This window comes from Chloroflexota bacterium, from assembly GCA_034717495.1.
Classification (GTDB): Bacteria; Chloroflexota; Anaerolineae; order JAAEKA01; family JAAEKA01; genus JAYELL01.
The window spans coordinates 1-10,545 of record JAYELL010000080.1 but is presented as its reverse complement, the minus strand read 5'-3'; the positions used below and the strand labels follow the sequence as shown (position 1 = coordinate 10,545).

At 55.3% G+C, this 10,545-nt stretch carries 7 protein-coding genes; all 7 read right to left on the bottom strand.

The features are described from left to right. Positions 1-314 precede the first annotated feature (314 nt). The 7 genes from U9R25_14995 to U9R25_14965 all read right to left on the bottom strand — a co-directional run bounded on the left by U9R25_14995 (position 315) and on the right by U9R25_14965 (position 9,980). Positions 315-1,628 (bottom strand): NAD(P)/FAD-dependent oxidoreductase, encoded by a 1,314-nt coding sequence (locus U9R25_14995; protein ID MEA3337211.1) that lies wholly within the window; start codon positions 1,626-1,628, stop codon positions 315-317. Between the two features lie 115 nt (positions 1,629-1,743). After that, a complete protein-coding gene (gene yjfF, locus U9R25_14990; protein ID MEA3337210.1) occupies positions 1,744-2,802 on the bottom strand; it encodes a galactofuranose ABC transporter, permease protein YjfF in 1,059 nt (352 codons plus the stop codon). Continuing rightward, on the bottom strand, positions 2,802-3,833 hold the full coding sequence (locus U9R25_14985; protein ID MEA3337209.1) for an ABC transporter permease: 1,032 nt from the start codon (positions 3,831-3,833) through the stop codon (positions 2,802-2,804). The genes yjfF and U9R25_14985 overlap by 1 nt, the downstream gene beginning before the upstream one ends. A 6-nt stretch (positions 3,834-3,839) precedes the next feature. Then, on the bottom strand, positions 3,840-5,351 hold the full coding sequence (locus U9R25_14980) for a sugar ABC transporter ATP-binding protein (GenBank protein ID MEA3337208.1): 1,512 nt from the start codon (positions 5,349-5,351) through the stop codon (positions 3,840-3,842). 222 nt (positions 5,352-5,573) lie between these two features. Then, the gene (locus tag U9R25_14975) at positions 5,574-6,596 is read right to left on the bottom strand and encodes an ABC transporter substrate-binding protein (GenBank protein MEA3337207.1); all 1,023 of its coding nucleotides are present in this window, start codon (positions 6,594-6,596) and stop codon (positions 5,574-5,576) included. 211 nt (positions 6,597-6,807) lie between these two features. After that, on the bottom strand, positions 6,808-8,391 hold the full coding sequence (locus U9R25_14970) for a sensor histidine kinase (GenBank protein ID MEA3337206.1): 1,584 nt from the start codon (positions 8,389-8,391) through the stop codon (positions 6,808-6,810). After that, positions 8,388-9,980: a response regulator gene (locus U9R25_14965; GenBank protein MEA3337205.1), complete on the bottom strand. Its 1,593-nt coding sequence runs from the start codon at positions 9,978-9,980 to the stop codon at positions 8,388-8,390. Before U9R25_14965 ends, U9R25_14970 begins: the two co-directional genes overlap by 4 nt. Positions 9,981-10,545: the final 565 nt, after the last annotated feature.

Here is a 10,545-nt window from a genome sequence, read left to right as displayed (position 1 = left end):
CATACCCGCCTTCAACCCCCGGAAAAAACCGCTCAGCTGAGCGGTTGCAGGTTGTAACGCATGGTCGGATGGCTTCATGGACCGATCCCAAAAGGCCGGTCTAACGAGAACCGACGCCCCTCCCCGTGTCCTTCGCGTCCTTCGCTCCCTTCGCGCTTCGTGTCCTCCGCACCCTTCGCGCCTTCGTGGTCCAAACCCTCCCCGCGTCCCCGTGTCCCTCCCTCCCCGTGTCCTTCGCGTCCTCCCCTCCCCGTGTCCTCCGCACCCTTCGCGCCTTCATGGCCCAAACCCTCCCCGCGTCTCCCAATCGACCATCAATCCTCGGTCAGCGTCCCCTTGACCACATCCTTCACGTCAAGCTGTTGATCGCCCATGATCAGACGGGCGTAGCGTTGACCGAAAAGATAACTACGTACCCATTCCGTCATGGTGACGAACTTGCGCCGGAAGCCAACCAGGAACATGACGTGCAGAAAGATCCAACTCATCCAGCCCAGAAAGCCACTCAGATGCAGCCTGCCCACCGATGCCACCGCCTTGCCCCGGCCAACCATGGCCATCGACCCCTTGTCGAAGTAGGAGAATGCAGGCCGCTCCGCCGGCGCAACACCCCTTAAGTCCCGGCCAATGATTTCGGCCACAAACTTGCCGGTCTGGATGGCGCCCTGGGCCACCCCGGGCACCGGTTCGCCAGTTTTGGCATCGATGGCATGGGCCGCATCGCCTATGACGAACACCTCGGGGTACCCGACAATAGACAGATCGGGACCAACCACAACGCGGCCGGCGCGGTCCAGCTCCACGCCCAGGGTCTCGGCCAGCAGTTGTCCACGCACCCCCGCAGCCCAGAAGACGTTGCTGGCTGCGATGTGCTCGTCACCCACCCTGACACCATCTTCGGTCACCTCAGTGACATAGCTGTGCAGGCGAACCTCGACGCCCGCGGCTTCCAGATCGCGCCACACCTTTGCGCTCAGGTCCTCCGGCATAGCCGGCAATAACCGCTCGGCGCCCTGCACCAGGATCACGCGGGCGGTTGTGGTGTCGATGTGGCGGAATTCCTTGGGCAACGAGCGGGTAGCCACATCCATGATGGCCCCCGACAGTTCGACACCCGTCGGGCCACCGCCCACGATCACAAAGGTCAGCTTGGCCCGTCGCGCCGCTGCATCCCCCTCCCACTCGGCAGCCTCGAAGGCCAGCAGCAAACGCCGGCGGATCTCCAGGGCGTCGTCCATGGTCTTCAGGCCGGGCGCCAGCGGCCGGTATTCGTCGTGGCCGAAATAAGACTGCTGCACACCGGTGGCGATCACCAGATAATCGTAGGCAATTTCGCCGCGCGGCAGCAGGATCACCTTACGGGCCAGATCGACACCCTGCACCTCGGCCAGCCCCACCGTGGCGTTTTGCTGCTCGCTTAGTATACTGCGGATCGGTGCGCCAATGCTGGCCGGCTCCAGTTCGGCCGTGGCCACCTGGTAGAGCAGCGGCTGGAAGACGTGGTGGTTGCGCCGGTCCACCAGCGTGATATCCACCGGCGCCTTTTTCAACCCCTTCACCACGTTGAGGCCGGCGAATCCTCCGCCAATGACGATGACTTTGGCAATCTCGGGGCTGGATGGGTTCAAGGTTGATCCTTTGTTGGCGGCGGGATGCAAGGGCCGCAGGTGCGCAACCAACCAATTTCAATACGGGACAGTTCAACTACAGTTGTTAACCTCGACATGTGTAACCCTTGATCGCTCAACTGTCAGCCACCAGGTTTTTTGTCGGGTCGGCCCCCAGCTCGTCCTCCTGCTCCTCCCACGACTCTTCAATCCTGGCGACGCTAAGGCGTTTCCGTTTGCCCGACACCAGAGCACCCTGGATCAGGATAAAGAACAACGTCAGCAGCCCCACCACAATGCGCGTCCACCAGGAGTTTAATGTCCCCTGGAATATCACGATGGTCTGGATCAATCCCATAATGAGCACACCAAACACGGAACCGATCACGTACCCGACTCCCCCCGTCAACAGGGTACCGCCGATAACCACACCAGCAATAGCGTCCAACTCAAGGCCATTGACGTACCACCCGTAGCCAGAAAGCGTGTACAGGCTGAAAACGACCCCGGCCAACGCCGAAAGAAATCCATTCTGCGTGTAAACAAGTATCTTGGTGCGCCCAACCGGCAACCCCATCAGTCTTGCAGAGTGTTCGTTACCGCCAATGGCGTAAACCGCGCGCCCGAAATTGCTCAGGTGGGCCAGATACAGGGCAACAACAAGTACCACAAGAAAGATCACCACGCTGACGGAGATAAAATAACCACCGGGCAGGTAAATCCTGTACAACGACACCGCCCGATAGAACGGATGGCTGATCGTGATAGCTTCGGTACTGATCACGAAACACATTCCTCTGGCGAAAAAGAGCCCTGCCAGCGTGACAATGAAGGGCTGCACCTTGAAGAAATAGATGATGCTGCCCATGACCAGCCCCATCAACGTGCCCATCAAAAGAACAGAGGGGATAGCGATGAATGGGTGAATGGCCATCTTTTCTACCATATAGGCCGAAACCACGGTCGTCAATGCGATCACCGCCCCTACCGAGAGATCGATACCTTCCGACAGGATGACAAACGTCATGCCGATACAGGTAATGAACAGGAAGGCATTGTCGATCAGAATATTCAGGAATACCTGTGGTGAGGAGAATCCCTTGTACTGGATCATGCCAAAGGCGTAGACCAGCACAAAAAGCGACATCGCAATAATGAGGGGCAAAAACTTACGGTTGACCTGAAGCTTCTCGATCATGTTTGCGTTTCTTTTCGTGTGAAGATTCGATCCATCGCAACCTTGACCATCTCCGAATAGAGCAATACCACCACAAGCACAACCAATGCTTTGACGACGTACGCGACTTCTGCGGGGACTCCCAGAGCATAAATGGTAGTGGTCATACTCTGAACAATGATGGCGCCTATCACGCTGCCGCCCAGATAAAACCTGCCCCCCGACATCAACGTGCCACCAATCACCACAGCCAGGATGGCGTCTAGTTCTGCCAATAAGCCGGCGTTGTTGGCATCGGCGCTCTTGATATTTGAGCTGATCACAAGCCCTGCGATGCCGGCACACAACGCGCAGAAAACATAGACAAATAACTTGATGTTCTTTTCACTGATCCCACTGTAGAAACTCGAGCTGTCGTTGGTGCCCACCGATTCCACAAATAGCCCGATGGCCGTTCGTTTGCTCAGCAGCCAGGCGAAGAGAAATACGCCTGCCACAATGTAAAGCGAAAAGGGCAGGCCAAAGAGGTAACCGCCCCCGATAAAGTAATAGGGCTCGTAGTAAATGGTAAGGATCTGCCCATCGGTGATGAGTTGCGCAATGCCTCGGCCAGCCACCATCAGCACCAACGTAGCTACCATGGGCTGGATGTTTCCTCGGGAAACCAACAGCCCATTCCATATCCCACACAGGATGGCGACCCCTAAAGAAATCAATATTACCAGGATAAGCGGTGTGGCCGTGATACCGGTTTCATTGCCGATAAGCCTGGCAGCGACGGCAGCACAGATGGCGATCACCGCACCGACCGAAAGATCGACACCCGCCGTGGCGATGACCATCGTCATGCCGATCGCCAGCAGCATGAGCGGTGCGCCCCGGTTTAATATATCGATCAGGCTGCCAAAGAGGTGGCCATCCTTGATCTCCAGCTTGAAAAAGCCCGGGGTGAAAATCAGATTGAATAGCATGATGAGTGCTAATGCCATCAGGGGCCAAAACAGATGGTGAGAGCGAATTCGCGTCCACATTGAGGTCGAGTCAACCATTTGCCACTAACTCCCAGCGATAATCTCCATGATCGTCCGTTCATCTATCTCGTCGCCCGTCAGTTCGGCTACCTTCTCCCGATCACGCATGATGGCAACCCGATGGCTGGTGCGGGTCACTTCCTCCAGTTCCGATGAGATAAAAACGCACGCCTTGCCTTCATCGGCCAACTCAAGTACCAGTTTCTGGATTTCCGCTTTGGTGCCTACATCAATGCCGCGCGTGGGCTCATCCAGAATGAGAATTCGGGGATCGGTAGCCAGCCAGCGAGCCAAAATGACCTTCTGCTGGTTTCCACCGCTAAGGTTTTTCACCAGTTGATCGGCATTCGGTGTGCTGATGTTCAATAGCTTGATGTACCGATCGGCAATCAAATATTGCCGTTTTGGGGTTAAGTAGCTGAACCAGCCTCTACTGGACTGAATCGCCAGGACAATGTTCTCACGTACAGTCAGTTCGTCGACGATACCATCAGCCTGCCTGTCTTCAGGACAAAAGGCAATGCCCTGTTTGATCGAACTCAGGGGAGAGTGGGTTTTTATTTCCTCGCCATCAAGTTTCAGCGATCCACTATCAGGTTTTTCGATCCCGAACAATAGATTGGCAGTTTCTGTCCGCCCCGACCCCAACAAGCCGGCGAATCCCAGCACCTCGCCAGCATGCAGGTCCAGATCCATCGGTTTTACCGATCCGATCCGTCCAAACCCCTCGGCTTTTAGCAGCGCTTCGCCTTCGATGTGTTCTGCGCTTTCCCCCTTCAATTTCGATACATCGTCCAGGTCATCCAGGTTTCTGCCGATCATCTTTGACACCAGTTCAAAGCGGGGCAGCGCCGCCGCGTCGAAAGTGCCAACCAGCTTGCCATTTCTCAGGACCGTAATCCGATCAGATACGGCGTAAACCTGATCGATGAAATGGGTGATGAAAATGATACCCATCTGGTCCCTTCGTAGTGTGCGCATCACCTCGAACAGTTTTTCAGTTTCACGGGTATCGAGGCTGGATGTTGGCTCATCCAGAATCAGGATCTTGGCAGAGATCTCGAGGGCTCGGGCGATGGCTACCATCTGCTGAAGGGCCACGGGATACATACCCAGCGTTTCGGTCACATCCACATCGATATTCATACGCGCCAGAATCTCCTCGGCCTGGCGATTCATCGATCGCCAGTCGATTCGTCCCCGTTTAGTCGGTGCGCGGCCGATAAAGATGTTTTCGGCGATGGTCAGATTGTTACAAAGGTTGACTTCCTGGTAGACAGTGCTTATACCCAATTCCTGAGCATGGAGCGGAGACCTGACCTGGAGTTCCTCACCGTCGAGTATTATGGTCCCGGAATCGTGGTGCTCGACGCCGGTCAACACCTTGATGAGGGTTGATTTCCCAGCGCCATTTTCTCCCATGATGGCGTGTACTTCACCCCGTCTCAGCGTATAATCTACCTTCGACAAGGCTTGAACACCAGGAAAAGCCTTATTGATACCTGCCATCGTGAGAAGTTGGTTCGCTTCTGCCATACGATGCATTGCCTCGATGCGTACCCATCTTTACGAAGAAGGGGCAGCGCAAGAAGAGATGCGCTACCCCCACCTGTTGTAGTAGAGGAACCGACGGGGGGCTGCCCCCGCCGCCCCCAGGACTTGCTGAGCTATCCGAAGAAGCGGCGCCGGGCGCCGCTTCTTCGATCTGCCCTTGATCCGTTGCATTCTCACATGATTGGACTGGGCCAGGGTGAAAACTTAGTACTTTCGACTTTCGAGTACCTCGTCCGTCACCATATCCATGGTGTAATCGGACTCATCCGAGACGATCCACTTGGCAACTTCCCCCCCGTTGGCCAGGGTCAATGCGGCATCGAAGAACTGCGGACCAAGCAGAGGATTGCACTCGCAACTGGCGTTCAGCTTGCCATCAGCCATCGCCTCAAAGGCTCCCTTCACACCATCGATAGAGACCAGAATGACGTCCTCGCCCGGTTTCAGGCCATATTCTTCGATAGCCTGAATCGCGCCTATGGCCATATCATCGTTGTGCGCATACACGCCCTGGATGTCTTCACCATGGGTCTTGAGGAACGCCTCCATGACCTCCTTGCCCTTGGATCGGGTAAAGTCACCCGACTGGGTGGCAATGATCGCCATCTCCGGGTATTTCTCTTCCAGGCATGCTGCGAAGCCCGTCATACGATCCGTCGCGGCGGAAGCACCCACCGTGCCCTGCAATTCCACGACGTTGCCCTTTTCCTCCAGGAAGTTGGCCATGATATCGCAGGCCCGTTCGCCCTCCCAGACGAAGTCGGAACCGATAAAGGTGGCGTAGAGATCGTCGGCCACGTCAGCTTCGCGGTCCACCAGAACCACCGGAATGCCGGCGTCCTTGGCTTCCTGGAACACAGTTTCCCAGCCAGAGGCCACAACCGGGGCCACACCAATTACATCAACCCCCTGGGCGATAAACGAGCGAATGGCCTTGATCTGATTCTCCTGCTTCTGCTGTGCATCGGAGAATTTCAGCTCTACACCCAACTCTTCGGCGGTGGATTTAATGGAGCCGGTCTCGGCGGTGCGCCATTCACTTTCAGCGCCGATCTGGGAAAAGCCTACGATCAGGTCTTCATAGGTCTTTTCGGCGGATTCAGCCGGAGCGGCCGCATCTTCGGCCGGCGCCGGTGCAGAGACTGGTGCCACAGGGGCAACACACCCCGCAACGATCAACATCGCTACCAGGACCAGGGTCAGACCCAGGACTTTTGAGAACTTCATTGTCACTCGCTCCTTTCCGAGGAAAAATGGAAAAATGGTTGGACTTGGAGTCGGAGACCGAACGGCATCTCACTCGAGGAAATCCCAACATCTCCACCTGCATTATATAGGTTCCCGGGCATACTTCCATGGGAAATTTGGGGGAAATAATCGAATTATGCGGGGAATTGCCTGAATGGCCAGGAATGAGTTAATTTTCTTTGGTTTTCGGTTAATTATTTTCCGCTGCAGCCGTTCTGGCCGGAATCAGAATCGCAGCCCGTGTGCCCACACCATATTCGCTATCTATCGAAACTCCATATTGCCGGCCGTAATATAGCTTGACCCGCCTGTTGACATTGCCCAACCCGAAACCGCTCTCGCGCTGCCCATCTGTTTCCCCGTCACCCTCGATCTCTTCAAGCACCCTGGTCAGCTTGTAGCTCGTAAATCCTGCCCCATCATCGGCTACCTCCAGCCGAATCTGGTCCCCGTCAAGTCTTCGACCCCGAACCACGATCCGCCCGCCGGCTCGCCGGTTTTTGATTCCGTGATACAGTGCGTTCTCCACCAATGGTTGCAGCATCAGTTTTAACACGGTGCAATCCAGAATACCTGGATCGACCTCGATGGAATAATCCAGGATATCCCGATAGCGCATCTTTTGGATTATCAGATAGCTCTGGACGTGCTGTATCTCATCCCGCAGGGGAATCCAATCCTCACCTTTGCTCAAGGATATCCTGAAAAAACTGGATAGGGCACCGACAATCTCAACCACTTCCTCCGTCTTTCGGGCTTCAGCCATCCAGATAATGGTGTCCAGAGTGTTGTAAAGAAAATGAGGATTGATCTGGGCCTGCAAGGCGCGGAGCTCCGACTTCTTCAGGTTCTCCTGTTCCTTCACCTTGGCGTCGAGCAATTCTCGGATCCTGCCGATCATGATGTTAAAGCTCATCCCCAGCTCGGTGATTTCATCGGCATTGTCGCCGGCCATCAGGACCTGAAGATCATTTTGGGCGATGGTTGTGGTTACATCATGCAGTTTTTTGATGGGCGCGTAGATGTTGCGGGAGATGAGCCATGCCGCCACGAATGAAAACACGGTCACACAAAGGGTTAAGACCAGAAAGACGAGAGCCCATTGGATAAACCGTTGCTGAGTTTGGTTGTAGTTCTGTTCGGCCCGGTTCACCTCAAACAACATGTACTCCTGCACGCTCTCTTCTACTACGTCGGAGACGCCCCGGACGTTCTCCAGTACATTCTCATTCTCGGCCACAGTGCTGCCCTGCGCGATCTGAGTGCCCATCATATCCACATAGTGGGTGAGCGTATCCATCGTGCGCAGAATCACTTCAAGTTTGATGCGAGCCTTATCCGAGTCGGAGTTGGCTATCATCTCCCCAACCCTGTGGTTTACCTCATCGATGATCTGGTATTGAGAACCCTCTTCAAATGTGGTTTTCCCCGCTACAATGTTCCACATTTCGGTGTCAATGGCAGGTTTGATATAGCCATTGATGTTGTTGGCAGTGATGATGTTGGTGATGATCCGGTCGTACTGATGGGTGTACTGCCATACACGCACAAGCAAGACCGTGTTCACCAGCACCATGAGCAAGATGATGATGATGAAGGAAACCAGTATCTTGCTCCTGATTGAAAGAGGCGCGCCAGTTAACCTGCCGGGGAAACGACTCGCCAGTCTTGACAACAGGCTTCCCGTGCCTTGCGCTGCAGGATAGCTCCGCACTGCCCTGGCAGCGCGCGCTGGTATTTGGGGCTGATTGGTTGAGAGTTCTTCCGGGATCATCTGAGCTCCGACATTTCCGCCTGTATCAACATCCGAAACTCCGTGGGCGATAAACCGGTCCGCTTCTTGAAAACGTGACTGAAATAATGGGGGTCGTTGTAACCAACCAGAAAACAGATCTCGGACGACCTCAGAGAGGTGGTCCGCAGCAACTCCTTGGCTTTTCGCATTTTCAGCGCCGTTAGATACTCTTTGAACGTCTCCCCGGTCTCGCGGCTAAACACCGTACTGAAATGGTTGGGGCTGAGATTCACCTGGGCGGCAACCTCATTCAACGACAGGTTCGGTTTCCCGTGGTTATCGTCGATGAAGGCTCTGGCTTGATGGATAATCTCGAGATATTGACTGTTCGCTCGACCATCACGAAACGCCAGTGCGCTGGCCAGAATACGCCGCGACTGATTCTTGAATGTCTCAATGCTATTGGTATTCTGCAAGAGTGATTCGATCCGGTTGATCTCGGGCACAACCTGGTCGACGCTGCCACCCAGTTCCCTGATAAACCTGGCGGTCGTCAGCACCAGGTCTACCAGAACGTAGCTCTTGACCGTGGAGGATTTGAAGGCAAGCTCGCTGAGCGGGTGAGAATAGGCCTCAAAAAAGGCGTCAAACTCCTCGATGACACCACATCTCAGAAAATCGGCCACAGCGGTTTTGTCCAGCTTAAGCAACTCTGCTTTTGCGGCGGCGGAATCAGGGTGATCTGTCCGTGAACTCCCGCTTTCTAACTGTGCCAATGCCTGCGAAAATGATACGTGGATGTCGCCAATGCGCGTCTGGGTGTTCCCAATCCCCATCTCCAGGCAGTTCGCAGTCCCGGTGTTTAACTCATCCCTTATCAGTTCGGTAAGCAGGTAGCCCTGTTGCTCGAGATATTCCGGCTTGTCCCCTTTGACAATCAGCACGAGCTCTTCCAGATCCTTTTTGAACAGAAAAACGTCAGGGTTACTCTCCACCAGCGCGGCAATATCCCGCCTGACCTGCCGGTATTCGAAGAAATCAACCTGCTCGTGACCCAGATCGATCCTGAAGATGACCACCAGATAGCACCTGGCAACGAGCTCAAGATCCAGGTCCTGGCTCTTTTCCAACGCCTCAGAGGGCGAAACCGCGCCCATTGCCAGCCGCAACAAAAACCTCTCCCGGAGGATCGTCCGGTTTTCCTCGACTTGCTCCTGCAGCTGCCGAAGACTCTGCTTTTCCCGCCGCTCCTTCTCGATCTTGAGTGCGACCTTCTTCAAGGTATCCTGCAAGACCTGTACCCCAACAGGTTTTAGCAAGTACTCGGCGACCCCCAGTTTGACCGCTTCCTGCGCGTATTCAAATTCATCATGCCCGCTTAGGATGATGATCTTGGCCTCCGGCATGCGCCGGCGGACCATTTTGCAGAGTTGCAGGCCATCCATAAAGGGCATTCTGATATCAGTGATGATGACGTCCGGTTGCGTTGCCTCGATGAGAGGAAGAGCCATTTCACCATCGGGCGCCTCGCCGCAAAATTCGAATCCGGTCGAAGCCCAATCGACGTTGTCCCGAATGCCCTCTCGGGTCACGATTTCATCTTCCACGAGAAAGACTCGTTTTAGCATCACCCGGTCTCCATGGTTCAGCGCGGCGTGTCTCGCAATTTGACCGGCGCAGTGCGGCATCCTTCTCGCAGCATCCTGCAGAGGGCAGATGCCGCCTACGCCTCATCAAAGTTCACGCATGGCACTACTTTACTGATTGCGCTGCTTGTGCTCGATACCCTTCTCAGGAAAAAAGTCAGACGGTTGGGATTTGCAGCCGCCTACCGGGGATTTGTGTGGTACGGCGAATTAGTGCGACGGAGTTGACACATCACCCCTTGGGCGACGGCGGATGTATCGCAACAAGCGTGCTAAGTTTCGTTTGATCGACACAATTATAACACATAAAAAGACCGCTGGACAGGCCAACTGGATCAGCAACAGTACGCGGCGAAGCCGTTATGGCAAGGCAACTCCCCGCATCCCCTCTCCCCCCTCCCCGCGTCCCCCCCTCTCCGTGTCCTTCGCTCCCTTCGCGCCTTCGTGGTCCAAACCCTCCCCGCGTCCCCCATCCCCCTCCCCGTGTCCCCGCGTCCCCCCCTCTCCGTGTCCTTACCTCACGGTACGCCTAGCTCCCGCACCGCTT

Excerpts from the sequence above, each read along its gene's own strand:
- U9R25_14975 (MEA3337207.1), bottom strand. The coding sequence starts at position 6,596 with ATGAAGTTCTCAAAAGTCCTGGGTCTGACCCTGGTCCTGGTAGCGATG.
- U9R25_14965 (MEA3337205.1), bottom strand. The coding sequence starts at position 9,980 with ATGCTAAAACGAGTCTTTCTCGTGGAAGATGAAATCGTGACCCGAGAG.
- U9R25_14985 (MEA3337209.1), bottom strand. The coding sequence starts at position 3,833 with ATGGTTGACTCGACCTCAATGTGGACGCGAATTCGCTCTCACCATCTG.
- U9R25_14980 (MEA3337208.1), bottom strand. The coding sequence starts at position 5,351 with ATGGCAGAAGCGAACCAACTTCTCACGATGGCAGGTATCAATAAGGCT.
- U9R25_14970 (MEA3337206.1), bottom strand. The coding sequence starts at position 8,391 with ATGATCCCGGAAGAACTCTCAACCAATCAGCCCCAAATACCAGCGCGC.